General features: G+C 70.5%; 23 protein-coding genes and 6 pseudogenes. 16 read left to right on the top strand and 13 right to left on the bottom strand.

The window, feature by feature from the left end; translation table 11 throughout:
- Positions 1 to 113: 113 nt before the first annotated feature.
- Positions 114 to 1,307 (top strand): RtcB family protein, encoded by a 1,194-nt coding sequence (locus tag LNW71_RS17980; RefSeq protein ID WP_250969164.1) that lies wholly within the window; start codon positions 114 to 116, stop codon positions 1,305 to 1,307.
- Positions 1,308 to 1,506: 199 nt separating this feature from the next.
- On the opposite strand, the pseudogene LNW71_RS17985 reads toward LNW71_RS17980, so the two are convergent.
- Positions 1,507 to 2,264, bottom strand: a pseudogene (locus LNW71_RS17985) (SDR family NAD(P)-dependent oxidoreductase).
- 58 nt (positions 2,265 to 2,322) lie between these two features.
- Positions 2,323 to 2,658, bottom strand: a complete 336-nt coding sequence (locus tag LNW71_RS17990) for a YnfA family protein (protein ID WP_250969165.1) — start codon at positions 2,656 to 2,658, stop codon at positions 2,323 to 2,325.
- Positions 2,659 to 2,750: 92 nt separating this feature from the next.
- On the opposite strand from LNW71_RS17990, the gene LNW71_RS17995 reads away from it, so the two are divergent.
- Together LNW71_RS17995 and LNW71_RS18000 are read left to right on the top strand one after the other, a co-directional pair.
- Positions 2,751 to 3,260 carry a hypothetical protein gene (locus LNW71_RS17995; protein WP_250969166.1) on the top strand — a complete coding sequence of 170 codons (510 nt, stop codon included), beginning with the start codon at positions 2,751 to 2,753 and terminating at the stop codon, positions 3,258 to 3,260.
- Between the two features lie 64 nt (positions 3,261 to 3,324).
- Entirely contained in the window at positions 3,325 to 3,819 is a 495-nt protein-coding gene (locus LNW71_RS18000) for a MarR family transcriptional regulator (protein WP_250969167.1), read from the top strand.
- Between the two features lie 10 nt (positions 3,820 to 3,829).
- Here the strand turns inward: LNW71_RS18000 and LNW71_RS18005 are convergent, their stop codons facing one another.
- From LNW71_RS18005 to LNW71_RS18025, 5 genes are all read right to left on the bottom strand, one after another.
- A complete protein-coding gene (locus LNW71_RS18005) occupies positions 3,830 to 4,594 on the bottom strand; it encodes a Mut7-C ubiquitin/RNAse domain-containing protein (protein WP_250969168.1) in 765 nt (254 codons plus the stop codon).
- A gap of 63 nt (positions 4,595 to 4,657) precedes the next feature.
- Complete coding sequence (locus tag LNW71_RS18010; RefSeq protein WP_250969169.1) at positions 4,658 to 5,497, bottom strand: NAD(P)H-binding protein; 840 nt, start codon at positions 5,495 to 5,497, stop codon at positions 4,658 to 4,660.
- Positions 5,498 to 5,913: 416 nt separating this feature from the next.
- Positions 5,914 to 6,444, bottom strand: coding sequence for a GNAT family N-acetyltransferase (locus LNW71_RS18015; RefSeq protein ID WP_250969170.1), 531 nt, complete (start codon positions 6,442 to 6,444; stop codon positions 5,914 to 5,916).
- A gap of 29 nt (positions 6,445 to 6,473) precedes the next feature.
- Entirely contained in the window at positions 6,474 to 7,301 is an 828-nt protein-coding gene (locus LNW71_RS18020) for a helix-turn-helix domain-containing protein (protein WP_250969171.1), read from the bottom strand.
- Between the two features lie 113 nt (positions 7,302 to 7,414).
- On the bottom strand, positions 7,415 to 7,732 hold the full coding sequence (locus tag LNW71_RS18025; RefSeq protein ID WP_250969172.1) for a hypothetical protein: 318 nt from the start codon (positions 7,730 to 7,732) through the stop codon (positions 7,415 to 7,417).
- A gap of 727 nt (positions 7,733 to 8,459) precedes the next feature.
- Here LNW71_RS18025 and LNW71_RS18030 point away from each other — a divergent pair.
- Both LNW71_RS18030 and LNW71_RS18035 read left to right on the top strand, forming a co-directional pair.
- Positions 8,460 to 9,742 (top strand): annotated as a pseudogene (locus LNW71_RS18030) (peptidase).
- A gap of 318 nt (positions 9,743 to 10,060) precedes the next feature.
- Positions 10,061 to 10,519 (top strand): hypothetical protein, encoded by a 459-nt coding sequence (locus LNW71_RS18035; protein ID WP_250969173.1) that lies wholly within the window; start codon positions 10,061 to 10,063, stop codon positions 10,517 to 10,519.
- A gap of 349 nt (positions 10,520 to 10,868) precedes the next feature.
- Here the strand turns inward: LNW71_RS18035 and LNW71_RS18040 are convergent, their stop codons facing one another.
- A complete protein-coding gene (locus LNW71_RS18040; RefSeq protein ID WP_250969174.1) occupies positions 10,869 to 11,132 on the bottom strand; it encodes a hypothetical protein in 264 nt (87 codons plus the stop codon).
- Between the two features lie 325 nt (positions 11,133 to 11,457).
- Here LNW71_RS18040 and LNW71_RS18045 point away from each other — a divergent pair, with 325 nt between their 5' ends.
- Together LNW71_RS18045 and LNW71_RS18050 are read left to right on the top strand one after the other, a co-directional pair.
- Complete coding sequence (locus LNW71_RS18045) at positions 11,458 to 11,847, top strand: hypothetical protein (RefSeq protein WP_250969175.1); 390 nt, start codon at positions 11,458 to 11,460, stop codon at positions 11,845 to 11,847.
- A complete protein-coding gene (locus tag LNW71_RS18050; RefSeq protein ID WP_250969176.1) occupies positions 11,754 to 12,959 on the top strand; it encodes a hypothetical protein in 1,206 nt (401 codons plus the stop codon). Before LNW71_RS18045 ends, LNW71_RS18050 begins: the two co-directional genes overlap by 94 nt.
- A 58-nt stretch (positions 12,960 to 13,017) precedes the next feature.
- Here the strand turns inward: LNW71_RS18050 and LNW71_RS18055 are convergent, their stop codons facing one another.
- On the bottom strand, positions 13,018 to 13,611 hold the full coding sequence (locus LNW71_RS18055) for a hypothetical protein (RefSeq protein ID WP_250969177.1): 594 nt from the start codon (positions 13,609 to 13,611) through the stop codon (positions 13,018 to 13,020).
- Positions 13,612 to 13,740: 129 nt separating this feature from the next.
- Here LNW71_RS18055 and hemL point away from each other — a divergent pair, with 129 nt between their 5' ends.
- From hemL to LNW71_RS18095, 8 genes and pseudogenes are all read left to right on the top strand, one after another.
- The gene (hemL, locus tag LNW71_RS18060; RefSeq protein ID WP_285802150.1) at positions 13,741 to 15,057 is read left to right on the top strand and encodes a glutamate-1-semialdehyde 2,1-aminomutase; all 1,317 of its coding nucleotides are present in this window, start codon (positions 13,741 to 13,743) and stop codon (positions 15,055 to 15,057) included.
- Positions 15,054 to 15,755, top strand: coding sequence for a histidine phosphatase family protein (locus LNW71_RS18065; protein ID WP_250969179.1), 702 nt, complete (start codon positions 15,054 to 15,056; stop codon positions 15,753 to 15,755). Before hemL ends, LNW71_RS18065 begins: the two co-directional genes overlap by 4 nt.
- Positions 15,756 to 15,995: 240 nt before the next feature.
- On the top strand, positions 15,996 to 17,249 hold the full coding sequence (locus LNW71_RS18070) for a hypothetical protein (RefSeq protein ID WP_250969180.1): 1,254 nt from the start codon (positions 15,996 to 15,998) through the stop codon (positions 17,247 to 17,249).
- A gap of 67 nt (positions 17,250 to 17,316) precedes the next feature.
- On the top strand, positions 17,317 to 17,925 hold the full coding sequence (locus tag LNW71_RS18075) for a TlpA disulfide reductase family protein (protein ID WP_250969181.1): 609 nt from the start codon (positions 17,317 to 17,319) through the stop codon (positions 17,923 to 17,925).
- Between the two features lie 37 nt (positions 17,926 to 17,962).
- Positions 17,963 to 18,684, top strand: a pseudogene (locus LNW71_RS18080) (cytochrome c biogenesis CcdA family protein).
- 7 nt (positions 18,685 to 18,691) lie between these two features.
- Positions 18,692 to 20,472: pseudogene (locus tag LNW71_RS18085) on the top strand (cytochrome c biogenesis protein ResB).
- A complete protein-coding gene (gene ccsB / locus LNW71_RS18090) occupies positions 20,469 to 21,548 on the top strand; it encodes a c-type cytochrome biogenesis protein CcsB (protein ID WP_250969182.1) in 1,080 nt (359 codons plus the stop codon). The pseudogene LNW71_RS18085 and the gene ccsB overlap by 4 nt, the downstream one beginning before the upstream one ends.
- Positions 21,549 to 21,655: 107 nt before the next feature.
- A complete protein-coding gene (locus tag LNW71_RS18095) occupies positions 21,656 to 22,180 on the top strand; it encodes an SRPBCC domain-containing protein (protein ID WP_250972048.1) in 525 nt (174 codons plus the stop codon).
- A 30-nt stretch (positions 22,181 to 22,210) separates the two neighbouring features.
- On the opposite strand, the gene LNW71_RS18100 is transcribed toward LNW71_RS18095, so the two are convergent.
- The 3 genes and pseudogenes from LNW71_RS18100 to LNW71_RS18110 form a co-directional block, all read right to left on the bottom strand.
- The gene (locus tag LNW71_RS18100) at positions 22,211 to 22,666 is read right to left on the bottom strand and encodes a nucleoside deaminase (protein ID WP_250969183.1); all 456 of its coding nucleotides are present in this window, start codon (positions 22,664 to 22,666) and stop codon (positions 22,211 to 22,213) included.
- Entirely contained in the window at positions 22,663 to 23,979 is a 1,317-nt protein-coding gene (locus tag LNW71_RS18105) for an aldehyde dehydrogenase family protein (protein WP_374119527.1), read from the bottom strand. Before LNW71_RS18105 ends, LNW71_RS18100 begins: the two co-directional genes overlap by 4 nt.
- Positions 23,977 to 24,669 (bottom strand): annotated as a pseudogene (locus tag LNW71_RS18110) (type 1 glutamine amidotransferase domain-containing protein); the annotation flags it as partial. The pseudogene LNW71_RS18110 and the gene LNW71_RS18105, both read right to left, overlap by 3 nt.
- Before the next feature lie 335 nt (positions 24,670 to 25,004).
- On the opposite strand from LNW71_RS18110, the pseudogene LNW71_RS36980 reads away from it, so the two are divergent.
- A pseudogene (locus LNW71_RS36980) lies at positions 25,005 to 25,049 on the top strand (hypothetical protein); the annotation flags it as partial.
- A gap of 237 nt (positions 25,050 to 25,286) precedes the next feature.
- Here LNW71_RS36980 and LNW71_RS18120 read toward each other — a convergent pair.
- The gene (locus LNW71_RS18120) at positions 25,287 to 25,679 is read right to left on the bottom strand and encodes a PLD nuclease N-terminal domain-containing protein (RefSeq protein ID WP_250969185.1); all 393 of its coding nucleotides are present in this window, start codon (positions 25,677 to 25,679) and stop codon (positions 25,287 to 25,289) included.
- Positions 25,680 to 25,711 lie beyond the last annotated feature (32 nt).

The following is a 25,711-nucleotide window of genomic DNA, read 5'->3' on the forward strand; positions in this document are numbered from 1 at the left end:
CGGTGGACACAATGTGTATCGCACGCACCGCTGTGAATGCCGGTCGGCCGACGCTTTTGCCGACCTTGGCACCGGTTTTGCGCTTTCAGACTTTTCGGGGGAATCGAGGAACTATGTCGTATGTAGAGGTGCCGGGGGCGAAGGTTCCCATCCGGATGTGGACCGACCCGGCTTCGGTCGAGGACGTCGCGATGCAGCAGCTGCGCAACGTCGCCACGCTGCCCTGGATCAAGGGCCTGGCCGTCATGCCGGACGTCCACTTCGGCAAGGGCGCCACGGTCGGCTCGGTGATCGCGATGCACGGTGCGGTCTGCCCGGCGGCGGTGGGCGTGGACATCGGCTGCGGAATGTCCGCGGTGAAGACCTCGCTGACCGCCAACGACCTGCCCGGGGACCTGTCCAGGCTCCGTTCGAAGATCGAGCAGGCCATTCCGGTGGGCCGCGGCATGCACGCCGAGCCGGTGGACCCGGGGCGGCTGCACGGCCTCGAGGTGACCGACTGGGACGACTTCTGGCAGCGGTTCGACGGGGTGGCCGACGCGGTCAAGTTCCGTCAGGAACGCGCCACGAAGCAGATGGGGACGCTCGGCGCCGGCAACCACTTCGTCGAGTTCTGCCTCGATGAGGCGGGTTCGGTCTGGCTGATGCTGCACTCCGGTTCCCGGAACATCGGCAACGAACTGGCCGACTTCCACATCGGGCAGGCCCAGAAGCTGCCGCACAACCAGGATCTCGTCGACCGCGACCTCGCGGTCTTCATCGCGGACACCCCGCCGATGGAGGCCTACCGCAACGACCTGTTCTGGGCGCAGGAGTACGCGAAGCACAATCGCGCGGTCATGATGGCGCTCTTCCAGGACGTGGTCCGCAAGGAGTTCAAGAAGGCCAAGGTGACCTTCGAGCCGGTCATCTCCTGCCACCACAACTACGTGGCGGAGGAGCGGTACGAGGGCATGGACCTGCTGGTGACCCGGAAGGGTGCCATCCGGGCCGGCTCCGGTGACTTCGGGATCATCCCGGGCTCGATGGGCACCGGCTCGTACATCGTGAAGGGCCTCGGCAACGAGAAGTCCTTCAACTCGGCCTCGCACGGAGCGGGCCGGAAGATGAGCCGGCACGCCGCGAAGCGGCGCTTCTCGACGAAGGACCTGGAGGAGCAGACGCGGGGCGTGGAGTGCCGCAAGGACTCCGGCGTCGTGGACGAGATCCCCGGCGCGTACAAGCCGATCGAGAAGGTCATCGACCAGCAGCGCGACCTGGTGGAGGTCGTCGCGAAGCTGAAGCAGGTCATCTGCGTGAAGGGCTGAGCGGTCGGTGGTGTCCAGGGCGTCCGGCTCAGGGCGTCCGGGGACGGCTGAGGGCGGACGGTTGTGGAGGCTTGCCTGGTGCCGCCTGACCGGCGGTGGCAGGTGACGGCGGCCGGGTTGAGGCTTACGGGGGGAGCCTCAACCCGGGTGTCCGGGTGTCCGGGTGTCCGGGTGTGCGGGGTGCCCGGTCCGTGGGCCGTCAGGCGGTGCGGTGGACCTTGGAGTTGGAGGCCTGGGCCCGGGGGCGGACCACCAGGAGGTCGATGTTCACGTGGCTGGGGCGGGTGATGGCCCAGGTGATCGTGTCCGCCACGTCGTCGGCGCTGAGGGGGGCGTCGACGCCCGCGTACACCTTGGCGGCCTTCTCCTCGTCGCCGCGGAAGCGGGTGGTGGCGAACTCCTCCGTCTTGACCATGCCGGGGGCGATCTCGATCACGCGGACCGGGGTGCCGACGATCTCCAGGCGGAGGGTCTCGGCCAGGACGTGTTCGCCGTGCTTGGCGGCCACGTAGCCGCCGCCGCCCTCGTAGGCGGAGAAGCCCGCGGTCGAGGAGAGGATGACCACCGTGCCGTCGCCGCTCGCGGTGAGGCGGGGAGCAGGGCCTGGGTGACGTTGAGCGTGCCGATGACGTTGGTCTCGTACATCTGGCGCCAGTCGGCCGGGTCGCCGGTGGCGACGGGGTCCGCTCCGAGTGCACCGCCCGCGTTGTTGACGAGGACGGCGAGGGTGCGGAACGCGGTGGCGAACTCGTCGACCGCCGCGCGGTCGGTGACGTCCAGGGGGTAGGCCGTGGCTTCGTGACCGGCCGCGGTGATCTCGGCGGCGAGCGCCTCGATGCGGTCCTTGCGGCGCGCGGTCAGTACGACGCGGTAGCCGGCGGCCGCCAGCTGCCGGGCGGTGGCGGCACCGATGCCGCTGCTCGCTCCGGTGATGACGGCGATGGGGGTTGCGGCCATGGCGGGCTCCTCGGACAGCTGGTCGGTACGGGGCCAGGATAGGCAGGGGCCGGCCGGGTCAGTGGTTTCGGGGGGCATACATGATCACGGCCATGCCGGCCAGGCAGATCAGTGCGCCGGTCACGTCCCACCGGTTGGGCCGGTAGCCGTCGGCGGCCATGCCCCAGGCGATGGAGCCGACGACGAAGACCCCGCCGTACGCGGCGAGAACCCGGCCGAACTCGCCGTCCGGCTGGAGCGTGGCGACGAAGCCGTAGGTGGCCAGGGCGATGATGCCCGCCCCGATCCAGGCCCAGCCGCGGTGCTCCCGGACGCCCTGCCAGACGAGCCAGGCGCCACCGATCTCGAAGAGCGCGGCGACGACGAACAGCGCGAGGGAGCGGAACACGGACATGTGAGCAGGGTGCCATGCAGGCACGGGGGCGAAAGACGCGCCGAACCAGTCAGTAAATACGCATAATTCAGGACGATCTGTATCTTCAGGACATGGTAGTGACGCGTAAGGGTCTGCTGAGGGTGTCCGCTGCGGCGGCAATGGCGTCGATCGTGGCGCTCGGTGCGGGCGGGACGGCTGCGGCCGTCGGAGCGCCGGTGGTGCGGAGCATCGCACCGGAGGCGGACATCTCCCATCACGGGCATGTCTCGCTCTGGGGTACCGGGCTCGGGATCTGGTTGCGCAGCTCGAACACCGGGCCGTCGGACCTCGCGGGGGTGACGGTCAGGCTTCAGGTGTCCGTGCCGCTCGCCGGCCGGCAGGAGCTGCCCGGTGAGTGTCTGCAGTCCGACCGGCAGACCGTGCTGTGCCGGACGGGTCCGTTGCGTGCGGACGGCTCGCAGGAGCGGCAGCTCGCGCTCGAACTGCAGCTCCTGGGACGGCCGAAAGAGGTGGTCGTCCGCATCGACACCGTGTGGAGCGGCGGGGCGACGGACCGGAATTCGAAGAACAGCGAACATGAGGTCCTGGCTCCCGCCACCGGGGACGAATACGTCTTCTGAGCCGCGGCCGGGTCCGTGCTCGACGGCCGCGGTGCGGGTGATGTCTGCTCCGTACACTCTCTGCATGCCGCAGAAGTCACCCGCTCCCCGCCGCGCCGCGATGCTCGCCGAGCTCTCCGTCGTGTCGCGCCGCTACATGGCCTCGTACGCCCTGTTCAACCAGGCCGTCGCCGACCGCCTGCGGCTGCACCCCACCGATCTGCAGTGCCTCAACCTGCTCGGCCTGGAGGCGGCGCCCGTCACCACCGGCCGGATCGCCGAGCTGACGGGGCTCACCACGGGATCGGCGACCCGGCTGGTCGACCGGCTGGAGCGGGCCGGCTATGTGACGCGCGCACGGGACACGGCGGACCGGCGGCGGGTGCTGGTGGCGACCGTGCCCGAGCGGATGGCGGAGTTCGGGGCGGTCTGGGAGCAGCTGAACGGCGGGTGGACGGCCATGTTCGAGGCGTACGAGGACGACGAGGTCGCGCTGCTCATCGCCCATATGCGGCGGACGGTGGAGCTGAGCGCGGTGCAGATCGCGGGTCTGCGGGAGGGTGACGGCGGGCCGGGCTGAGCCGGTCGCGTCACGCTCGGCCGCCGGCCGGGTCCGCCGGCCCGGTGGTGCCGCTGCCGAAGTCGCGGACCGCTTCGGTCACGATCGCCTCCAGGCGGGCGTGGTGGGCGCCGCGCCAGTACGCCCGGTCGCACTCCGTGCACTGCGCGAAGACCTCGTACGAGCGTTGCGTGCCGCTCTGCAGCTGCGCCCCGAGGGTGTCCTTGTCCGCCGCCGCCAGTTGGCCGTTGCAGGCGGTGCACCGGGTCCACGGCGCGAGTTCCGGCGCGAACCGCTCCAGTACGTCGCGCAGCTGGACCTCCGGCCGGTCGCTGTAGACGTAGGCCCCCGCCCAGATCTCCCGCCGGTGGAGCAGCCCCCGGTCCCGGGTGAGCAGGACGCGTCGCTCCTTCGCCGAGAGCTTGGCCAGCGCCGGGTCGCCGATGTCCTCGTACGCGTAGGCGGCATCGATGCCGAGCAGCCGCAGCCGCCGCGCGAGGGTGCCGAGGTGCACGTCCAGGAGGAAGCGCAGGGGCGCGCCCGGCACGTGCTGCGGGCGCTGCACGGCGCGCACGTCGACCAGTTCGCCCGCTGCGGGGATGTGTGAGAACGGCACGGGGCGCCCGTCGACGAGGAGCTGCCCGGCCTCGGTCAGCGGGACTCCGAGCGATTCGACGACGTGGCCGAGGGTGGACGAGCCGTCCGTGGTCACGGCGGTCCGTCCCCGGCGGCGTTCGTGTGCGACGAAGAGCCTCAGTTCAGGGGCGACTTCGAGGTGGATCTCGGGTCCGTTCACCTGGTCAGGATGCCATTGGGCCGGGCGCGGCAGCCAGGGATTTCGGGCGCGGGGGCGTGCGGCTCAGGGGCGGAAGGCGGCGGCGTGCTCGGTGGCCCAGGCGGCGAACGTACGGGCCGGACGGCCGGTCAGCTTCTCGGTCTCGCCGGTGACCTCGGCCGGTGAGCCGTCAGTTGCCGCCCAGTAGGTGAGCAGCGCCTCGGCGATCTCCTCCGGCACGAAGGGGGACACGGACTTCTTCCAGGCGTCCCGGCTCACGGCGTTGACGGTCGCGGAGCTGCCGGCGGACGCGGCCAGGAGTTCGACCTGCTCGGCGGCGGTGAGCGATTCGGGGCCGGTCAGGTGATACGCGGTGCCCCGCAGCCGCGCGTCGGTGAGGACGGCGAGGGCCGCTTCGGCGATGTCGGCCTCGTCGATCGGGCTGGTCTGGCTGCGCGGGTAGGGCAGGTCGACGGGGTGTCCGCCCCGCACGGCTCCCGACCACTGGTAGGCGTTGCCCGCGAAGGCGCCCGGGCGCAGGAACGTCGAGGTGAGGGGCGAGGCGGTGAGGGCCGCTTCGACCGCGTGGTGGGAGGCGGCGATCGGGTTGGACGCGGCGTCCGGGGCGAGGACCGAGCTGGAGGAGAGCAGCACGATGTGCTCCACTCCGGCGGCCTGTGCGGCGGTGAGGAAGTCGTCGATGTGGGACGGCTCGGCGTAGAGGAAGACGGAGTCGACGCCTTCCAGCGCGGCCGCGAAGGTGTCGGGGTCGTCGAGGTCGCAGGGCACGGACGGGATACCGGCCGGCAGGGAGAGCTGGGCGGGATTGCGGGAGGCGGCGCGGACGGCGTGGTCGCCGTGGTGCAGCAGCGAGACGAGCGCGGAGCCGACGCGGCCGCGGCATCCGGTGACGAGAGTGAGCATGGCGGTGGAGTCTCCTCGGTGTGGGTGCGACCCGGTATCTCTCTGCGACCCGGTATCTGCGACCGGGTTCTGCGGTGGATGTCCGGGATCCGGTGTCGACGCGCGTGGTGCGCGGCGACCGGGCGGGTGTCCCGCGGGCTGTCCGGCGCGGCTGGTGGCACGGCACAGTACCTGTGAAGCACATTTTCTGCGTGACGCAGATAAATATCCAGGAGGTGGGCCCATTCGTCAATCGGTTTGGCGCGACGGCGCCTGGCGCGTCGGTGCCGTCCGCTCCGTCGCCCCGGCCGGGGCGCCTCCCGGGCGCCTCCCCGGCCCCGCCGCAGTGCGTCCCCGCGCGGCCCCGTCCTGACGTGCGCCCCGTCCTGACGTGCGCCGCCCGGGGCCCGGCCGGTCGCCGTCGCCGCCCCCGCCGGTCAGCGCCCCGGGTGGAGGTCCAGCCGCCAGTCGTTCGTCAAGAGCTGATGGCCGGGCGGGTACTCGACCTCGCACTCGCCCAGGAGGACGAACCCCGCCTTGCGGCAGACCCCGTTCGACGCGCCGTTGGCCACGGACGGGTAGGCGTGCAGATAGCGGTGCTTGTTCTCGGCGCGCGCTTGCTCGGCCACGGCCGCGGTCGCCGCCGACGCGATTCCCCGCCCCTGGAAGCCCGGCAGCACGGCCCAGCCCGTCTCGTACACCTCCTGGCCCTGCCAGGTGCGCTCCCAGAACCCGATGGTGCCCACGGCCTCGTCCTCGCCGGTCAGCGCGACGCGGAACATCCTGCCCCGGCCTGTCCGGTCCGCGCTCAGCGTCACATAGCGGGCGTGACGCCCTATGAGCTGCTCCTCCGACTCGGGACCGCCCAGATGGGCCATCAGCTCCGGCGCGTTGGCCCGGCGGAGCAGCTCCAGGTCGCTTTCCGACCAGGGCTCGATCCGTACGGATGACGCTGTGGTGTGCTCCATGTCAGCACTGTAGGAGAGGTCACTGACAATCAACGGGCGGTGAGCGAAGTCGGGGGCACGCCCACCGTCGCCGTGAAGTCCCTGACCAGGTGGGCCTGGTCGCTGTACCCGAGGTCCGCGGCGAGCCCCGCCCAGTCCACGGCCGGGTCCGACTCGGCCCGTTCCAGCGCCTCGTGGATGCGGTAGCGGAGGATGACCCACTTGGGGCCGACGCCGACGTACGTGGCGAACAGCCGTTGCAACGAACGCACCGACACCCCCTCGGCACGGGCCAGTTCGCCGACGCGGCAGACGGTGCGGTCGGTGCGGACCCGCTCGACCAGGGCCATCGCCCGGTCGGCCTGCGGATCCGGTTCGGGGCCGAGCGCCAGCAGGTAGGCGTCGAGTGCCGCGATCCGCTCGTCCTCCTGCTCGGGGTCCAGCACGGCCGACGGCGGGGCGGGCGGCGTGAACACCTCGGCCGCCGGGAGCCGGCGCCCCGTCCACTGCGACACCGGCCGGCCCGGTGCGAACGGCCGGAAGCCGCCGGGGCGGAACTGCACCCCGCAGACCCGGCCCCGGCCCTCCAGCTTCTGGGTGAAGAGCTCCAGGCCGATGCCCGAGACCTCCGCGAACCCGGCGTCGTCGCCGCAGCCCGCGTAGCGCTCGAAGACCAGGTTCACACTGGGGTGCGGCACCAGGCGGGAGGCGTACGGCCGGGGCAGGTCCCAGTCGATCAGCCAGTAGTGCTCCAGATACGGCCGCAGTGCGGGCGCGGGCTCGCGGCGGCGGAAGCGTACGTGCGTGAACAGGTCGGAGGCGTCGACGATGCCCCGGGTGTCGCGCCGGGGGCCGTGAGGACCTTGAGGGCCAGCCATGGCGGCCGATCCTATGACGCGGAGCGTCGGCGACCGACGACGACGCGAGGTCCGGCGCCAGGGCGGACGGGCCCGGCGTGATCGGAACGAGAGGCCGCCCTGCGGGAGAGCCCTCAGCCCCGCTGGGCCGGCGCCGGCGTCGGACGGTCGCGGTCCGGACCTGGTTCGGACCCGCCCGCGACGTCGGTGGCCGGAAAGTGTGCGCCCGGCGCACTCGCCCCGTCGTAGAGGGCGCTCAGGGAGACGTATGCGCCGTCCACGATCCTCTCCGCGTCCACCAGCATCGCGCGCTCGGCGAGCCGGGCCGCCTGATGGGTGTACGGGGACGGCGGTGCCGGGTGCCGACGCCGCCACCAGCTCTCCGCCGCGGCGTAGATGCCGGCGCCGAAGACCAGGACGGGGATCGACAGGGCCAGAAGAGCGTCGCCCATGGCAGGCCTCCTTCAGTTTCCGTGCCCTCCTGCATCGGCAGGTACGACAGGTCAGCTGAAGATCATTCTTCGGCCAATGAATGGCCGGATGTGGCCGGTCGTTGCGCGCACTCCTTGCGGGGCGGGCGTGTCGCGGGACAGCCCTTAGGGGCGCGAAATCAAGGAGATGACGCTCAAGGGGCGTAGTGGAGGGGCGTGCTTCCGGGTGCGGTCTCCCGGGCCGTGCTCCTCGCCCCTTCGTGAACTCCGGGCACCAGTGGCCCTGCGGGGCGGGCGTCTGCGCCCCCGGCAGGTCGGGTGTCTCGAAGAGCGGGGGAAGGTCTCGGCTGAGCAGCGGTCGGGCCGTTGCCATGGTTCTCACCTGCTGTGCGGGAGGTGACCGTCGTGGTGCTTTGCCGTCGCGGGACTGCGGCGACCCACGTAAGTGGTTCGGTGCGAACCCGTCCCCGGATTGGTTCCTGGACGTCGGACCGCTCACCTGCCGGGGAGGTGCGGGGCGACGCATCCCGGGGGTGTGGCGTTCCCCACAGGGAATGCACGGGCGAGGAAAGCAACTGCACCGTTTCATCTTCTTTGTCCGGCAGGGCTGTTGGGGCACCGCCCGAGGCCGGTGAAGAAATTGTGACGGCCGGCGGTTTCCTCGCCATACGATCACCTCAAGTCGCATCTGCGTGTCCCATTTCCGCTGCGACCCCTTCTCTCTTGTTCGGATTCCCGAAGGGCTCTTGTGAAGTTTCGCCGGATTCTTGCCACAGCTGTCGCCACCGCAGTGACCACGCCTGCCCTCCTGCTGTCGGTCACTCCCGCATTCGCCGACGACAAGCCGGCAGCGCAGACGCAGGAGAAGCCGTCCATCGCGGAGCTGGAAAAGGCCGCCGCCGCTGCGAAGGTGGCGTATGACGAGGCCGTGGCGGCTGAGAACGCCGCCCGCGACGCCCTGACGGCGCTCGATTCCGACACCGATCCCCTGGTCGTGGCAGTCAAGGCCGCGAAGGCGGTGGCGACCGGCGCCGCCACCGCGAAGACCGAGGCCGATCAGGCGGTCGTCGACGCCAAGGCGGCGGTCGACGCCCTCACGGAGACGGCGACCGAGGAGGAGAGGACCGCCGCGGCGACCACTCTGACCGAGGCGGAGGCCACCGCCGTGGCCGCCGCCGATGCCAAGGCCGCCGCTGACGCCAAGGTCGTGGAGGCCGACGACGCGCACGACGACGCGAGGGTCGCCGCGGCGCGGAAGCTGGGCCAGGCGCAGAAGGCCACCAAGGAGGCGCTCGCTGACATGACCGCCGCCGACGAGGCGCTGGCCAAGGCGAAGGAGGAGGCGGCCGAGGAGGGTGAGGACGGCGAGGACTGCGTCCCCGAGGCCCGGCTCACCACGGTCGTCACGGGCCTGCCGTCCACCGTCGTCGCCGGCACGAAGGTCGCCTTCAAGCTCCGGGTGACCAACGGCACCGAGGAGACGATGGACAAGGTGCTTCCGTTCGTCTACGTCCACGCGACCGACGAGAGCGGGCAGGACGGCATCGACGACCTGGTGCACCTGCAGTGGTCGTCCGCCTCGTCCTCGACGTGGAAGACCGTCGACAACAAGCACTACATGGACGCCATCAGCCCGCTGAAGGCCGGCGCCCACGCCGACGTCAAGATGCGTCTCACGGTCGACGCCGCCGCCCCGCGGGCAACGGCGTCACCTTCGTCGCCGGTGACTACTTCAACGACAACGGCTCCTGCGGAGGCAACCCGGACCTCGAAGGCTACGAGTTCCTGATCGCCGCCGCGGGCACCGATCCCGGCAAGGTCGACGACGCCGAGCCCGGTGTGACCGCGCCGGCCGGCCCGGAACTGGAGCCGCAGAGCGGCGGGTCGTCCCGTCCGGTGAGCGGCACCCTCGCCGCCACGGGCCCGTCGTCCGACATGTCGCAGCTCGCCCTCGTGAGCGGCGCGGCGCTGGCGATCGGCGCGGGCGCGGTCTTCGTCGTACGCCGTCGCGAGACCGGCTCCCACGTCTGACGCGTGAGGCGGAGCGCCGGCCGGGCGACCCGGCCCGCACGCTGAACGCCCGACGGGCCCGACACCGCATGGTGTCGGGCCCGTCGTGGTGACACGGCCGGTGCGGGGCGCCGAGCCGGGTGTTGACGCCGGACCTCGGGGCCCCGGCGCGTCAACCACCGAAGGGCGTGCCGCCCGGTGCGCCTCAACTGCGCAAATATGCCTTTTCACTCCAGCAATCGATAACGGGTGTCTTTCTGTAGATGTTCGGGTCGTAACGGATAGGTATGGGCGGGCCGGGCCGAACGGCCCGTCGCCTGACCGGAAGGAAACCGCCCCATGTTTCGTCCTACTTCTCGCCGTCGCGCCGCGGGGCTTGCAGCGGCGATCGCTGCCGCCGTCCTCCTGCCGATGGCCTCCGCCGCACCGGCGAGCGCCGAGACTCTGCAGGCGCACGTCTCGTACGTCAGCCAGGACGGGCTGGGCAACACGAAGTACGACGTCCGCTTCAACGGCAGCGTGAGCCCTGACGGCCCCACCCACTACACGATCGAGGGAGAGCTGGACGCCTACTGCTCGGACGGCGCCATCACTCGCCAGTCCGCCACCTTCGGTTACAGGAACTGGAACGGGACCTGGCAGTACAAGAGCGTCTGGTGCGACGAGACGCCGGTCCGCATCTCCGTGCGCGGCACCCGGCACTCCGGTGGCTCAGTGGAAATGATCGTCGGGGCCACGAGCGCCGCGTTCAACACCTACAGCTACGGGGACGTGGAGTTCTACCAGATCGGCAACTGACCGGCGCCGTAGAGGCGCAGTCCCGCCGGTGGACCCCCGCTGACGTCCTGGGCACCGTCCAGGCTTCCGCCGGGGTTCACCGGCGCGGACGGCTGGGCGTGCCGATCCGCAGCGGATCCCGTGCCGAGCGCCGGCCGGGCGGCCCGGCCCGCACGCTGAACGCCCGACGGGCCCGACACCGCATGGTGTCGGGCCCGTCGTGGTGACGCGGCCGGTGCCGGGGCGCCGAGCCGGGTGGTTGCACCGGCCGGCTGGGCGGGCGCGTTCCGGCGGTGCGCCGAGCCGAGCGGGTGACCGCGGGCAGGGTCCGCACCCCGTGGCGGGCCCTGCCCGATCGTGCGGTCGTGGGTCAGCGGCCCTGGAGGTACTCGGAGTAGTAGTAGCCGCGCTCAAGATCGAAGTGCGCCTTGTTCGCCTTGAGGTGGGTGATCCCGTACGGGCCGCCCAGGTTCAGGTAGTCCAGGCCCGCGCGGTCCCCTTCGACCTCGGAGTAGCCGGCGGCGGACTTGCCGCCCTCCCAGCCACCGTCGGAGTTGTTGGCGGCAGCGGGGCCGGCGGCCACGAATCCGGCTGCGGCAACGGTGGCCAGGGTGATCGCGATACTACGAAGCATGGGTGATCCCTCTCGACAATGCGTAGCAGGCAGTGTGCAGTTCAAACCCTTACCGTCGGCAGCCCTGCAAGGACGCAACCGCGCTGAGGTGCTGCCGGAACGCACCTGATCAGCCGAAGCGGCGTGAGCCCGTCGGCGGTCCCCGCGGGTGCTCGTGGTGCCGCGCCTGCCGCGGCCCGCCGTGCGGGTAAATAATAGTTCCGGTTTGTCCTTCCAGTTCCGATACGCGTAGATTCCTGCCACGCTGCCCGCGAACTGCGCTTTCTCAGCTCACAGTTGAGTGACCACGCGAGCCGTCGTCATCGACCGGGAGGACCCTGCCCACATGTCCGGAACTGTCGACCGGTGGACCACCACACTGCGCGGAGCCTGGAGGGACGGCACGCTGTGGCCCTGGTGCCTGGCGGCCATCGCGGCGGCCTGCGGCTATGCCGTGGCCACCGTCTTCCACCCCGGATACCTCAGTGCGGACAGCAACACCCAGCTGTGGCAGGCGCTGGGGGACGAGCCGGTCAACGACTGGCATCCGCCGGTGATGGCGCTTGCGTGGCGGATCGTCATCCGGATCACGGGTGACTTCTCGGCCATGGCCGCCCTGCAGGCCGCCGTGCTGTGGGGGCGTTGTGGGTCCTCGCCCGGCTGGGATGGAAGAAGACCGGCAGTCGCGGGCTCTCCCTCGCCGTCCTGGCCGTCGGGTTCGCGCCGCACATCATGAACCTCACCGGCGTGGTGTGGAAGGACGTGCACCTGGCGTACGCGCTCCTCGCGGTCTTCGCGATCACGCTCACCGTCCGCGAGCTGTCACCGGACCGGGTCAGGACTCGCTGGGCGCTGCTGGTGCTGGGCGTGCTGTTCCTCGCGTACGCCGCGCTCGTACGGAAGAACGCCATTCCCGCCGTGGTCCCGGTCTTCGCCATGCTCGTCCTCGCGGCGTGGCCCGCCCCGGGGCGCCGCCGCTGGCTGGCGGCCACCGGTGTGTTCGCCGCGGTCGTGATCGCCGGCAGCGCCGGTGTGTCCGCGGCCACCGCCCCGGTGCCGACCCGCGTGTACGCGGTGATCCCGGTGGACGATCTCGTCCACGTGCTCACCCCGGCCCAGGTGCGGACCGCCGCCGAACAGGCGGGGGCGAGCGCGGACGTGCGTGACCGCCTGGTCGCGGCCACCGTCGACTGCCGGCGGCGGAACCTCACCTCCGACGCCTACCTGCAGTGCTACCCGCACGGCCGGACCTTCGACGTGACGTATCTGGACCGGCACGCCGACGTCGTCGTCCGGATGTGGGCGCAGCAGATGCCGCGGCACTGGAAGGGCTACGCCGAGTACCGGATCCGGGTCTTCACCAAGCTGCTCTTCCAGAGCAATCAGGTCTTCTGGAACGGCACCCACGTCAACGCCGGCGCCCGACTGCACCCCGAGGTGCAGAAGGAGCCGCTGAACGACACGCTGCGGTCCGCCCTGCAGAACTACGTGACCGGGTTCGCCCGCGACCTGCCGATGCTCTTCCAGGGCTGGTTCTGGCTCGCCGTCTCGCTGGTGCTCGTACTGCGTCGCCGGTGGAGCGGCCCTTACACCCGGGAGCTCCGGCTCCTGGGGGCCAGCTCCCTCCTGTACGTCCTCGCCTACCTGCCCACGGCGCCCGAATCCAACTACCGTTACGTGTACTGGCCCGCGCTCTCCGGGACCGTCGCACTCGCACTCGTCGCGACCGCCTTCGTGGCGCGGCGCCGCGCCGGTGAACCGGACGCCCGTGCCGCCGTGCCGTCGGCCGGCCGGGCCTCCGAAGCCGCCCAGGCGGGACCGCGCGAGGACGCCGGCGTGGCCGTGTGAGTGCCCGCCGGGGTCTGCGGACCCCGCCCACCTTCAGGAGGCGGCAGGAAACCCCTGCTCAGGGCCACACCAGGCAGTACGCCTGGTGTCCCGCGTCGTGCAGCCGGTGGCTGAAGTCCTGCCACTCGTGCAGCAGTTGGTAGACGTTGAAAGCATCGCGAGGACCGCCGCGATCCGGGACCGTGGACCAGATGAAGGCCGCGGCGCCCACCGACTCCTCGCCGACGCCGCGCAGCGGGTCGACGACCGTCATCGGGAGCTTGACCACCGCGTAGTCGGGGTGCAGGACGACCAGCTCCAGCGGCGGCACCTTGTGCAGGGGTATGCCCTGTATGCCGGTGAGGACCATCGCGGCCACCGTCTCCGGCTTGATCTTGGTGAACATGCCGCCCATGCCCAGCTCGTCGCCCCCGAGCTCCTCCGGGCGCATGGAAATGGGCACGCGTGCGGCAGTGGCCCCGTCGGGGGCCCCGAAGTACTTGTACGTCACCCCCACCCGGCCACCACTCCTGCTTCCGGCTCCGCCGCCCACCTGCGCACCACCGGCCTGTATGCCCTGCCTGCGCTCAGCCTCGCGCCGGTGCCGACCCCGCCGGGCAGGCTCGGGCCCCAGGTCGTCGGTCCCTTCGCCCACTCCGCCACCGCGATGCATATCTCATCCACCCGACTACTAACTAGGAGACACAGCCCCCGCCGCGCAACCCGATCATCGTGTCAGTGACCTCCCCCACGGGCGTGCGGTGAAACACCCGTCCGCAAGACCGTCCGTGGCTCTGACACCATGGCATGTGTGAGCTTTCCCTATGACGCCCCAGTTTCGCAGACGCTTTTCGACCGCGCGTCCCTCGTGACGCCCGGCGGCGTGAACTCTCCGGTACGTGCCTTCCGGGCCGTGGGCGGTACGCCCCGCTTCATGGTGTCCGGTACCGGTCCGTACCTCACCGATGCCGACAATCGTGAGTATGTCGACCTCGTGTGCTCGTGGGGGCCGATGATTCTCGGCCATTCCCATCCCGAGGTCATCGCCGCAGTTCAGGAGGCTGTCGCCCGCGGCACCTCATTCGGTACGCCCGGTGAGGGCGAGGTCGCGCTCGCCGAGGAGATCGTGGCCCGGGTCGAGCCGGTGGAGCAGGTGCGGCTCGTGTCGTCCGGCACCGAGGCGACCATGTCCGCGATCCGCCTCGCCCGTGGTTTCACCGGCCGGGCGAAGATCGTGAAGTTCGCCGGGTGTTACCACGGTCACGTCGACGCGCTGCTCGCCGCCGCCGGGTCCGGGGTGGCGACCTTCGGTCTGCCGGACACCCCCGGGGTCACCGGCGCGCAGGCCGGCGACACCATCGTGGTCCCGTACAACGACCTGGAGGCCGTGCGGGCCGTCTTCGCCGCGCAGCCGGGTGAGATAGCCTGCGTGATCACCGAGGCGTCGCCCGGCAACATGGGCGTCGTGCCGCCGCTGGACGGTTTCAACGCGGGTCTCAAGGAGATCTGCGCCGCCGGCGGAGCCCTGTACATCTCCGACGAGGTCATGACCGGGTTCCGTACGTCGAAGGCCGGCTGGTTCGGCATCGACGGCGTGCGGCCCGACCTGATGACCTTCGGCAAGGTGATGGGCGGCGGCTTCCCGGCCGCCGCGTTCGGCGGGCGCGCCGACGTGATGGCGCACCTGGCCCCGGCCGGCCCGGTCTACCAGGCCGGCACCCTCTCCGGGAACCCGGTCGCCACCGCCGCCGGCCTCGCCCAGCTGCGGCTGCTGGACGACGCCGCGTACGCGAAGGTCGACGCGGTCTCCGCGGAGATCCGCGGGCTGGTGAGCGAGGCCCTGACCAAGGAGGGGGTCGCGCACACCGTGCAGGCGGCGAGCAACATGTTCTCCGTCTTCTTCACGGACCGGCCGGTCCGCAACTACGACGACGCGAAGCAGCAGGAAGCCTTCCGCTTCACCCCGTTCTTCCACTCGATGCTGGCGCAGGGCGTCTATCTGCCGCCGTCGGCGTTCGAGTCGTGGTTCGTCTCCACCGCCCACGACACCCGGGCCGTCGAGCGGATCGCCGCCGCGCTGCCCGCCGCCGCCCGCGCCGCATCGGAGGCCACCGCATGAGCGAGACCAGCAGCAGCACCGGTCGCAAGGACATCACCGTCGTCCATCTGATGCGCCACGGAGAGGTGCACAACCCGGACGGCGTGCTGTACGGCCGCCGCTCCGGCTACCACCTCTCCGAGCTCGGCCGGCAGATGGCCGACCGGGTGTCCGAGCACCTGGAGAAGCGCGACATCACCCACGTCGTCGCCTCCCCGCTGGAGCGCGCCCAGGAGACGGCCACGCCGGTCGCCAAGGCGCACGGCCTGGACCTCGCCACCGACGAGCGGCTGATCGAGGCCGCCAACGTCTTCGAGGGCAAGACCTTCGGCGTCGGTGACGGGGCGCTGCGCAAGCCGGACAACTGGAAGCACCTGACGAACCCGTTCCGGCCGTCGTGGGGTGAGCCGTACATCGAGCAGGTCGTACGGATGATGGGCGCCCTGGACGCGGCGCGTGACGCGGCCCGCGGGCACGAGGCGGTGTGCGTCAGCCATCAGCTGCCGATCTGGATCGTGCGGAGCTTCGTGGAGCGGCGGCGGCTGTGGCACGACCCGCGCAAGCGGCAGTGCACGCTCGCGTCGCTGACCAGCTTCACCTACCAGGGCGACAAGATCGTGTCGGTCGGGTATTCGGAGCCGGCGCGGGACCTGGTGCCGGCGCACCTGCTGGCGGGGGCGAAGCCGGTGAAGGGGGCGTCGAAGGGCGTCGGCGCGTAGCGCCGGGTGCGGGGCGGGTCGCCCGGGTTCGTCCGGGTGCCGCTTGTCCGCAATCGCTGGACGGCCTTGATCGGACATGTCCGACCGACCCCGGAATCGGTCTTGCGTTCGGTCAAGGCCGGGGGCTGGTTACGTAAAGAATTGTGTGCTATTTCGGGGAACCCTCGTGTTGCTTCGCCCATCTAAGCCATTGCCAGTTTGTATGGACTTAGGGCAAAACGACCGCAGATGGGAACCCGCATGCGTGACATCAGCCGAAGGGGTTTGCTCGGAGCCGGACTTGGGGCCGCGGCCGCCATCGGGGTGGCGGGCTGCAGTTCCACCGACTCCGCCGACGTCGGCCGGCCGGGCCCGAGCAAGGGGGCGAAGGGCGCCGGGGGGACCGCCAAGGGCACCGGGCCCGCGAAGAAGGACGTCAGGGCCATCGGGGACGGTTCCACCGCCGACACCGGAAAGCAGCCGCGCCAGCCGGCCGCGCCGGTTCCGCTCGAACCGGGCCAGACGCCGCCGCAGTTCGTGATCTTTTCCTGGGACGGCGCCGGCGAGGTCGGCAACGGGCTGTTCCCGCGTTTTCTGGAACTCGCCAAGGAACACGACGCGGCGATGACCTTCTTCCTCTCCGGGCTCTATCTGCTGCCCGAATCGAAGAAGTCCCTCTACCGCCCGCCCAACAACCCCATCGGAGCCTCCGATATCGGTTATCTCAACGATGACCACATCAAGGCGACGCTGAGCGGTGTACGTCAGGCCTGGCTCGACGGGCACGAGATCGGCACCCACTTCAACGGGCATTTCTGCGGCGGTTCCGGATCCGTCGAGAACTGGTCGCCCTCCCAGTGGCAGAGTGAAATCGATCAGTCGGTCTCCTTCGTCACCGAATGGCGCACCAACACCGGCTGGACCGAACTCGACCCGCTGCCCTTCGATTACCGCAAGGAACTCGTCGGCGGCCGCACCCCCTGTCTGCTCGGACAGGACAATCTGCTGCCCACGGCGAAGAAGCTCGGCTGGCGCTACGACGCGAGCTCGCCCGGCGGCACGCAGGTGTGGCCGTCGAAGCGCATGGACGTCTGGGACCTGCCGCTGCAGGGAATCCCGTTCCCCGGGCACACCTTCGAAGTCCTCTCCATGGACTACAACATCCTGGCGAACCAGTCGAAGAACTCGACCAACGGAATGCCGTCCCGCTATCCGGGCTGGCGCGAACAGGCCACCCAGTCGTACATCGACGGTTTCCAGCGCGCGTACGAAACGAACCGTGCGCCGTTCTACATCGGGAACCATTTCGAGGAGTGGAACGGCGGCATCTACATGGATGCGGTCGAGGACGCGCTCAAGCACATTGCCGGGAAGAAGGATGTGCGCCTCGTCTCCTTCCGGCAGTTCGTCGACTGGCTCGACGTACAGGACCCGGCCGTGCTCGCGAAGCTCCGTACGCTGGAGGTCGGTCAGGCACCCGACGGCGGCTGGAACACGTTCTTTAAACAGGCCTGACAACGGGCTTTACGGGCACCGAGGGGGGTGCCCAAGATCCCCGAAACCGCCATGCGAAACTTTTCACATGAGCTATGGCCGCGCACCTCGACGCCGCTTCACCCTGCTCGCCGCCCCGGCGGCGGCCGTCGCGCTCGCACTGACGCTGAGCGCGTGCGACTCGGGCGACAAGACCGGTGGCGGCGGCGACACCCACTTCGTCACGGGCTCCGGTGGGATCTCCACCGTGGCCAAGGGCGAGCGTGCCGAGGCTCCGAAGCTCGACGGCGAGAGCCTGGACGGCAAGCCCCTGGACCTGGCCGACTACAAGGGCAAGGTCGTCGTCCTGAACGCGTGGGGCTCATGGTGCGGCCCCTGCCGCCTGGAGGCGAAGCACTTCACCAAGGTGGCCAAGGCCACCGCGGGCCAGGGCGTCCAGTTCATCGGCATCAACACCCGCGACGCGCAGCGCGGCCCGGCGATCAGCTTCGAGCAGGACTTCGGGATCAGCTACCCGAGCTTCTTCGACCCGACCGGAAAGCTCCTGCTGCGCTTCCCCAAGGGCATGCTGAACCTGCAGACCATTCCGTCGACCGTCGTCATCGACCGGGACGGGAAGATCGCCGCCCGCTCGCTGGCAGCGCTCGACGACACCAAGCTGCACGAGATGATCGACCCGTTGATCGCGGAGAAGTGATCAGGTGATCACCCTCGCCGAAACCAACGAGACCGTCATGAGCGGGGCCCTGCCCATCGCCCTGCCCATCGCCGTGCTCGGCGGGCTCGTCTCCTTCTTCTCGCCGTGCGTCCTGCCCCTCGTCCCCGGCTACCTCAGTTACGTCACCGGGGTCAGCGGCGCCGACCTGGCGGATGCCCGGCGCGGGCGCATGGTCGCGGGTGCCTCGCTCTTCGTGCTCGGTTTCACCGTTGTGTTCGTCTCGGGCGGCGCCCTCTTCGGTTTCTTCGGGCAGACGCTCCAGGCGAACAGCGGGGTCCTGTCCAAGGTCCTCGGCGTACTGATGATCCTCATGGGATCTTCTTCATGGGCCTGATGCCCTGGATGACGCAGCGTGAGTTCCGCATCCACAAGAAGCCGGTCTCCGGACTGGTGGGCGCCCCGCTGCTAGGTGCCCTCTTCGGGATCGGCTGGACCCCCTGCCTCGGCCCGACGCTCAGCTCGGTGACCTTCCTCGCGATGGACCAGGGCACCGCCGGACGCGGGGCCATACTGACCGTCGCCTACTGCCTCGGCCTCGGCGTGCCCTTCGTGCTCGCCGCCGTGGCCTTCCGCAAGGCGCTCGGCGCCTTCTCCTGGGTCAAGCGCCACTACGTATGGGTCATGCGCATCGGCGGCGGCATGATGATCGTGACCGGGCTGCTCCTGCTGACCGGCGCGTGGGGCAGCATGATGCAGGAACTGCAGGGCTGGTCCAACGGCTTCACGGTGGGGATCTGAGTACCGAATGAGCAACACCAAGTCCAACCCCTCCCAGCAGCGCGAGCGCCCGGACGAGCGGGAGGTACGCGCCGAGCAGGACCGGGAGACCGCCCGTGAACTCGGCGCCGCGGGCTCCCAGCTCTCCACCGCGCCGCGCGAGGAGTCGCTGGCGAATCTGCCGGCCATGGGGATCATCGGCTGGGTCCGCTGGTTCTGGCGCCAGCTCACCTCCATGCGGGTCGCGCTGATCCTGCTGTTCCTGCTGTCGCTCGGCGCCATCCCCGGCTCGCTGATCCCGCAGAACAGCGTCGACGAACTCAAGGTGCAGACCTTCCAGCAGGCGCACACCACCGTCACGCCGATCTACGAGAAGCTCCAGTTCTTCGACGTCTACAGCTCGGTGTGGTTCTCCGCGATCTACATCCTGCTGTTCATCTCGCTCATCGGCTGCATCGTGCCGCGCACCGCCACGTTCGTCGGCCAGCTGCGCAGCCGCCCGCCGGGCGCACCCAAGCGGCTGACCCGGCTGCCCGCGTACACCACCTGGCGCACCGATGCCGAGCCCGAGCAGGTCCGTGAGGCCGCGCTCGCGATGATGCGCAGGCGCCGCTACCGCGCGCACACCGACGGGGACGCGGTCGCCGCCGAGAAGGGCTATCTGCGCGAGGCCGGGAACCTGATGTTCCACATCGCGCTCATCGTGATGCTGGTGGCCTTCGCCGCGGGACAGCTCTTCAAGTCCGAGGGCGGGAAACTGGTTGTCGAGGGCGACGGGTTCTCCAACACGATCACCCAGTACGACGACTTCAAGTCCGGGTCGCTCTTCGACAAGGACTCGCTGTCCCCCTTCAGCTTCAGCCTCGACAACTTCATCGGCACGTACGAGCGCAGCGGCCCGCAGATCGGCACGCCGCGTACCTACGAGGCCCGCGTCACGTACTCCAAGGGCGCCTACGGCAAGTCGCAGAAGTCCGTCATCAAGGTCAACGAACCCCTCGTCGTCGACGGCACCAAGGTCTACCTGAACGCCCACGGCTACGCGCCCGTCGTCTCCGTCAAGGACGCCAGGGGCAAGGAGGTCTACCGCAACGCCGTGCCGCTGCTGCCCATCGACAACAACGTCACCTCCACCGGTGCGATCAAGGTGATGGACGGCTACCGCGACAAGAACGGCAAGAAGGACCAGCTGGGTTTCCAGGCGTTCTTCGTGCCGACCTTCGCGGGCAACGGCAAGGGCACGATGTTCTCCCAGTTCCCGGCCGCCGACATGCCGGTGCTGGCCCTCAACGGCTTCCACGGATCGCTCGGCGTCGACTCCGGACTGCCGCAGAACGTGTACCAGCTGGACAAGTCGAAGATGACGGAGTTCAAGGACGCCAAGGGCAAGCAGCTCAAGCAGCGGCTGCTGGTCGGCGAGACGATGAAGCTGCCCGACGGCGCCGGCTCGATCACCTTCGAGGGCATCGACGAGTGGGCCAGCTTCCAGATCTCGAAGCAGCCCGCCAGCGGCTGGGCGCTCACCGGGGCCATCGCCGCGATCGCCGGGCTCGCCGGTTCCCTGTTCATCCAGCGGCGCCGCGTCTGGGTCCGGGCCGTACGCGGCAGTGACGGCGTCACCGTCGTCGAAATGGCGGGGCTCGGCCGCAGCGAGTCCGCGAAGCTTCCCGAGGAGCTGGCCGATCTCGCGGTCACGCTCAACGCCGTGGCGCCCACCGCGCCCGGCCCAGACCCCGACCCCGACCCCGATCCGGACCCGACCTCGTCGACGCGTCCTCCGCAGAACCTTCCGAAGGGGCTGAGAAGTGAATCTCGCCGCCGCAACCAACGAGAACCTGGCACACACCAGCAATGTGCTGATCTACTCGTCGATGGCCGTCTACACGCTGGCCTTCTTCGCGCACATCGCGGAATGGGTGTTCGGCAGCCGCAGCAAGGTCGGCCGCACCGCCGCCGCGCTGACCACCGAGGCAGCCGCCGCCACGGTGAAGGTCGAGGTCGCACAGAAGGCCGGGGCCACCGCCGTACTGGACCGGCCGAAGATCATCACCCGTACCGCGGCAGGTTCCCGCGACGTCCCGGACGGGCCCGGCGCGGCCGGCGGCACGTTCAAGGGCGACCTGTACGGGCGGATCGCGGTCTCCATGACCGTGCTCGCCTTCCTCGTCCAGGCCGGCGGCGTCCTCGCCCGCGCCCTGTCCGTGAAGCGTGCCCCCTGGGGCAACATGTACGAGTTCTCCATCACCTTCTCCGTGGTGGCGGTCGCCGCGTACCTGATCCTGCTGGTGCTGAAGAAGAACGTCCGCTGGATGGGGCTGCTCCTGGTCACCACCGTCCTGCTGGACCTCGGCATCGCGACCACGGTGCTGTACACCTCCAGCGACCAGCTGGTGCCCGCACTGCACTCGTACTGGCTGTGGATCCACGTCTCCACCGCCATCATCTGCGGTGCCGTCTTCTACATCGGCGGCGTCGGCACGCTGATGTACCTGTTCCGCGACAGCTACGAGAACAAGATCGCCAACGGGGTGGAGCCGGGTACGTTCGCCCAGTCCGTGCTCTCCCGGCTGCCCGCCGCGTCGACCCTGGACAAGTTCTCGTACCGGATCAACGCCGCCGTCTTCCCGCTGTGGACGTTCACGATCATCGCGGGCGCGATCTGGGCGGGCGACGCCTGGGGCCGCTACTGGGGCTGGGACCCCAAGGAGGTCTGGTCCTTCATCACCTGGGTGGCGTACGCCTGCTACCTGCACGCCCGCGCCACCGCCGGCTGGAAGGGCCGCAAGGCCGCCTACCTGGCGCTGATCGCCTTCGGCTGCTGGCTCTTCAACTACTACGGCGTGAACATCTTCGTCACCGGCAAGCACTCCTACGCCGGCGTCTGAGGGTCCTGCCGCACGCGTCGGACGCCGCTCGCCGGTCCGGCCAGGCTCAGGCACAGGAGCCGCACCTCACGGGTGCGGAACGTGCCCTGCGGGGTCACGCTGTAGCCATGACCGATGCGACGTCCACGATCGAGCGCGGTACCAGCGAGACCCGGGGTGACCAGCAGACTCTGCGCTTCACCCTCCGGCTGCCCCACCCCGTCCCGCGGGTGTGGGCAGCCGTTGCCAGTTCCGAGGGGCTGCCGGGGTGGCTGGCCGCAGCCGATCCGTTCGAACCGCACGTCGGCGGGGCCGTCACGCTGCGCTGGCTGAACACCGCACCGGACGGGCAGGCCACGGTCGCCTCCGGCACCGTCACCGCCTGGGACGTCGAGCGGATCGCCGAGTACACCGTGGACGGCCTGCACGGCCGGATGCGCTTCCACCTGGAACCGCCGCGCGGCGAGCACGTGCTGCTGCGGTTCACCAACGAGTTCCGCGGCGACGACGCCCTGCGGCTGGACTGCCTCGCCGGGTGGCACGACCACTTCTGCCACCTCGTGGACGCACTGGCGGGCCACCCCGCCGACTGGACGAAGTGGACGCCGGTGCGGTGGGCGGGGCTGCGGGAGGAGTACGCGGCTCAGCGGTGACCCGGCGGGGCGCGCCGGACGGGTACCGGGTCAGTCCTCGCCGATGTCCTCGTTCCAGAGCGCGGGGTGCTCGCGGACGAACCCGCGCATCAGCTCCACGCAGGCGGCGTCGTCCAGCAGCACGATCTCAACCCCGTGCCGGGCCAGCCAGTCGTGCCCGCCGTGGAAGGTCTCGGTCTCACCGATCACCACCCGCGAGATCCCGAACTGGCGCACCAGGCCGGAGCAGTACCAGCAGGGGGACAGCGTGGTCACCATCGTGGTGCCCCGGTACGAGCGCTGCCGCCCGGCGGCCCGGAACGCGGCGGTCTCCGCGTGCGTCGACGGATCGCCGTCCTGCACCCGGCGGTTGCGGCCGCGGCCGAGCAGCTCACCGTCCGCCCCGTACAGGGCGGCGCCGATCGGGATGCCGCCCTCGGCGAGGCCCGCGCGGGCCTCGCCGAGAGCGGTCGCCAGCCATGCCGTGTCCCGGCCGGCCGTGCTCATGAGGCGAGCGGGGTGTCCAGGACCGCCTTGCGGTGACTGAACGTCTCCAGCGAGTACCGGCCGTGGTAGTTGCCCATGCCGCTCTCGCCGACCCCGCCGAACGGCAGGTCCGACACCGTCAGATGGGCCAGCGGCAGCCCGATCCCGACGGCGCCCGACGACGTCTCGGCGACCAGCCGTTCACGTACGGCGTCGGACTGCGTGAACGCGTACAGCGCGAGCGGCTTGTCCCGGTCGTTGATGAACGCGATCGCCTCGTCGAGACCGTCGACCGTGACGATCGGCAGCACCGGGCCGAAGATCTCCTCCCGCATCACGGGCGCGTCCGGCGCCACATCGGCCAGCACGGTCGGCGCGATGTACTTGCTGTCCCGGTCGTACGCCCCGCCGGTCACCGTGCGGCCGGAGCCGAGCAGGCCGGTCAGCCGGTCGAAGTGGCGCCGGTTCACGATGCGCCCGTACTCGGGGTGCGTCGAGGCGTCCGCCCCGTACAGCCCCTCGACCGCGGCGGCGAGCGCGTCCGCGAGGGCGGCGCCGGTCTCCGGGTCGGTCAGTACGTAGTCGGGGGCGACGCAGGTCTGGCCCGCGTTCAGGAACTTGCCGGCCGCCAGCCTGCCCGCGACCGCCTTCAGGTCCGTGTCGCGGTCCACGAACACGGGTGACTTGCCGCCGAGTTCGAGCGTCACCGGAGTGAGGTGCTTCGCCGCCGCGGCCATCACGATCCGGCCCACCGTGCCGTTGCCGGTGTAGAAGATGTGGTCGAAGTGCTCGGCCAGCAGCGCGGTGGTCTCGGGGATCGCGCCCTCCACGACGGCGACCGCGTCCCGGTCCAGATAGCGCGGCAGCAGCCGGGCGACGGCGGCGGAGGTCGCGGGCGCCAGCTCGCTCGGCTTCGCCACCACCGCGTTGCCCGCGGCCAGCGCGCCGACGACCGGGGCCAGCAGCAGCTGCGCCGGGTAGTTCCAGGGCGCGATGACCAGGACGACGCCGAGCGGGTCCTGCACGGTGTGGGCCTTCGCCCCGCCGAGCGAGGCCGGTACGGGGGCGGGCTCGGGCCGCAGCCAGTCCGCCAGGCGCTCCAGCGTGTGGTCGATCTCGCGGACGGTGAAGTCGATCTCGGTGCGGTACGCCTCCTTGCGGCTCTTGCCGAGGTCGGCGTGGAGCGCGTCGGCGAACTCGTCACCGCGTTCGGTCAGCATCGCGCGCAGCTGCCTGAGCTGGCCCGTGCGCCAGTCGAGGCTCTTGGTGCGGCCGCTGCGGAAGGTGGCGCGGAGGCGGTCGACGGTCTCGGCCGGGGTCTCGACGGGCGCCAGCGCGGCGACGATCTCGCGGGCCAGCTGCTCGGAGGAGGCCGGGTTCTGACCGGTGTGCAGCGTGCGGTCGGCGACGGTGTGCGCGGCGAAGGGGGAGGCCGCCGCGTAGTCGGCGCCCCGCGCGATCAGCCGGTCCTCCAGCAGCCAGGGCGCCTTGTCGGCGAGGCCGCCGATGGACTCCTCGGCGTTGCTGAATCCGGTCATGCGGTAGCCGGCGAACGGCCAGCTGCCGTCCTCGCGGCGGGCGGCGAGCAGCGCGGCCGGCGCGTGGCAGAGCACGCCGAGCCGGGTACCGGAGTCGAGTGCGGTGGTCAGCAGCCGCCCGGAGAGCTCGCTCACGGCCAGGTCCTCCATGGGCCCGTGACCGCCGGGGTAGAAGACGGCGTCGTACCGGTCCGGGTGGATGTCCTCCAGCCGGGCCGGGCTGCGGAGCTCGGCGCCGATCGATTCCAGGTACGCGGCGACGGCGTCGGCCTGCTCCTGACCGCCGTTGGCGGCGGCCGCCAGGCTGCCCGCGTCCACGGTGGGCGTGACGCCGCCGGGGGTGGCGAGCGTGATGGCGTAGCCGGCCTCGGTGAAGACCCGGTGCGGCGCGGCCAGCTCCTCGGCCCAGAACCCGGTGGGGTGGGTGGTGCCGTCGTTGAGGGTCCAGTGGTCTGCGCCGGTGAGAACGAACAGTACGGAGGGCATGGGGGTACTCCCTTGCGGGCGAAATGCGGGGCGGGCTCAGAAGCCCGTAACTTGATATGCTCAAGCAATCCAGTTCATGTAACTGCCAAATATTGAGCATGTCAAATAAATGTCGGCGGATGCCGATCGAAGAATGGCCGACCATGACCACCGAACCGACGCCCCGCGCCGTCACTGCTCCGGACGATGGAGCCGCCCCGACCCCGGAGGACCTGCTGGAGCCCCTGGCCGTCGTCGTCCGCGGCCACCACGACGACCTCACCGCCGCCGCCGCCCGTCATGGCCTGTCCACCTCGCAGGCCCGGGCGCTGATCGCGCTCAACCAGCCCATGCCGATGAGCGCGCTCGCCGCCCACCTGGTCTGCGACGCGTCGAACGCCACCGGCCTCATCAGCCGCATGGAGACCCGCGGCCTGGTCAGCAGGGCCCCGCCCCCGGCGACCGCCGCTCCAAGGTCGCGAGCCGCACCCACCAGGGCACGGAGCTCGCCCACACGATCCGCGCCGAGATGCGCGCCGTGCACGGCGCCCTGGAAGCGCTCACCCCGAGGAACGCACAGCGCTGCTGCCCCTGCTCGACCGGCTGGGGCAGCTGCTGTACGCGTGATCCGTGCCGCCCTACGAGGCGGGCGGTGCCTCCGGCCCGCTGTCGCGCCGCTTGAGCTCGTCCTCCCGGCGGCGCAGGTCCGCCTCCCAGTCCTTGAGCAGCGACTCGTCCCGCCGGCTCTCGTCCTTCAGCGACTTGAGGAATTCGGGATTGTCGTCCGGCGCCACCCACCGGGTGCGCCGGGCGCTGTGCCACTCGGAGGGCGTGCGGCCACCGGCGGGCACCTCGCGCACCTTGCCCGCGGCCAGCCACACGATCGGGCCGACGATCCAGAACAGCAGGATGATGAAGACCCAGGCGACCTTCGGCAGGTGCTTGGCCTCGTCCTCCGGGGTGTTCAGGCAGTCGATGAACGCGTAGATCGTCAGCGCCAGCGGCAGAAGGTAGATCAGGGCCCGGAGCATGGTGGAAAAGTCCCCCCGAGGAGAGTTGGCGG

Source organism: Streptomyces sp. RKAG290, from assembly GCF_023701695.1.
In the GTDB taxonomy this organism is placed as follows: Bacteria; Actinomycetota; Actinomycetes; order Streptomycetales; family Streptomycetaceae; genus Streptomyces.

What these genes read in the sequence shown, in the direction of transcription:
- LNW71_RS17980 (WP_250969164.1), top strand. Translation starts at nt 114, where the DNA reads ATGTCGTATGTAGAGGTGCCGGGGGCGAAGGTTCCCATCCGGATGTGG.
- LNW71_RS17990 (WP_250969165.1), bottom strand. Translation starts at nt 2,658, where the DNA reads ATGTCCGTGTTCCGCTCCCTCGCGCTGTTCGTCGTCGCCGCGCTCTTC.
- LNW71_RS17995 (WP_250969166.1), top strand. Translation starts at nt 2,751, where the DNA reads ATGGTAGTGACGCGTAAGGGTCTGCTGAGGGTGTCCGCTGCGGCGGCA.
- LNW71_RS18000 (WP_250969167.1), top strand. Translation starts at nt 3,325, where the DNA reads ATGCCGCAGAAGTCACCCGCTCCCCGCCGCGCCGCGATGCTCGCCGAG.
- LNW71_RS18010 (WP_250969169.1), bottom strand. Translation starts at nt 5,497, where the DNA reads ATGCTCACTCTCGTCACCGGATGCCGCGGCCGCGTCGGCTCCGCGCTC.
- LNW71_RS18015 (WP_250969170.1), bottom strand. Translation starts at nt 6,444, where the DNA reads ATGGAGCACACCACAGCGTCATCCGTACGGATCGAGCCCTGGTCGGAA.
- LNW71_RS18020 (WP_250969171.1), bottom strand. Translation starts at nt 7,301, where the DNA reads ATGGCTGGCCCTCAAGGTCCTCACGGCCCCCGGCGCGACACCCGGGGC.
- LNW71_RS18025 (WP_250969172.1), bottom strand. Translation starts at nt 7,732, where the DNA reads ATGGGCGACGCTCTTCTGGCCCTGTCGATCCCCGTCCTGGTCTTCGGC.
- LNW71_RS18035 (WP_250969173.1), top strand. Translation starts at nt 10,061, where the DNA reads ATGTTTCGTCCTACTTCTCGCCGTCGCGCCGCGGGGCTTGCAGCGGCG.
- LNW71_RS18040 (WP_250969174.1), bottom strand. Translation starts at nt 11,132, where the DNA reads ATGCTTCGTAGTATCGCGATCACCCTGGCCACCGTTGCCGCAGCCGGA.
- LNW71_RS18045 (WP_250969175.1), top strand. Translation starts at nt 11,458, where the DNA reads ATGTCCGGAACTGTCGACCGGTGGACCACCACACTGCGCGGAGCCTGG.
- LNW71_RS18055 (WP_250969177.1), bottom strand. Translation starts at nt 13,611, where the DNA reads ATGCATCGCGGTGGCGGAGTGGGCGAAGGGACCGACGACCTGGGGCCC.
- hemL (WP_285802150.1), top strand. Translation starts at nt 13,741, where the DNA reads ATGGCATGTGTGAGCTTTCCCTATGACGCCCCAGTTTCGCAGACGCTT.
- LNW71_RS18065 (WP_250969179.1), top strand. Translation starts at nt 15,054, where the DNA reads ATGAGCGAGACCAGCAGCAGCACCGGTCGCAAGGACATCACCGTCGTC.
- LNW71_RS18070 (WP_250969180.1), top strand. Translation starts at nt 15,996, where the DNA reads ATGCGTGACATCAGCCGAAGGGGTTTGCTCGGAGCCGGACTTGGGGCC.
- LNW71_RS18075 (WP_250969181.1), top strand. Translation starts at nt 17,317, where the DNA reads ATGAGCTATGGCCGCGCACCTCGACGCCGCTTCACCCTGCTCGCCGCC.
- LNW71_RS18095 (WP_250972048.1), top strand. Translation starts at nt 21,656, where the DNA reads ATGACCGATGCGACGTCCACGATCGAGCGCGGTACCAGCGAGACCCGG.
- LNW71_RS18100 (WP_250969183.1), bottom strand. Translation starts at nt 22,666, where the DNA reads ATGAGCACGGCCGGCCGGGACACGGCATGGCTGGCGACCGCTCTCGGC.
- LNW71_RS18120 (WP_250969185.1), bottom strand. Translation starts at nt 25,679, where the DNA reads ATGCTCCGGGCCCTGATCTACCTTCTGCCGCTGGCGCTGACGATCTAC.